Origin of the sequence: Streptomyces beijiangensis (assembly GCF_017315755.1) — a bacterium.
GTDB lineage: Bacteria > Actinomycetota > Actinomycetes > Streptomycetales > Streptomycetaceae > Streptomyces > Streptomyces beijiangensis.
The window spans coordinates 1-512 of record NZ_JAFLRJ010001558.1; the positions used below are offsets into that span (position 1 = coordinate 1).

The window sequence follows — 512 nt, forward strand, 5'->3', positions numbered from 1 at the left end:
GTCGTGCATGCGCTGCTGTTCGACCGTGCGCGCCTGTACGAGCGCGAGCCGGTTGGCCCGATAGCGCAGGGTGACCGGGGCGCCGTTCAGATTCCCCACCACCAGCGGGTACTTGTCCGCCAGTCGGATGCGCTGCGCGGCCGTGAGCATGGCGAAGAAGTGCGCCAGCCTGAACGACTGGGCATCGGCCGGGGGAAGCGCGTGCCCCGCTATCGATCCCTTGGCCCAGGAGGCGAGTGCGACAGTGCGTGGCTCGTCGGAGCGTTGAGGGCGCACGGCGGTCCAGCCCGTGGTCGTCAGCATCACGAACACAACCGCGATGGCGAGCAGAGTGCGCCACGCGGTGAGCGTCGGGGAGGAATCGAAGGAAGTCACTCCGGCCCACATTAGGAGACGCGCGCCGAAGGCCGTGAAGCGGGTGACACACATCACCCGACTATCAGGAATGGAACGCCTCTTCCCTCACGCTCCGTACGGATCACCCGTACGCTCCGCCGAGCCCACGAGACGTA

General features: G+C 67.2%; 1 pseudogene. It reads right to left on the reverse strand.

Annotated features, from left to right (window positions below):
- A pseudogene (locus tag J0695_RS42680) lies at positions 1-375 on the reverse strand (hypothetical protein); the annotation flags it as partial.
- Positions 376-512 lie beyond the last annotated feature (137 nt).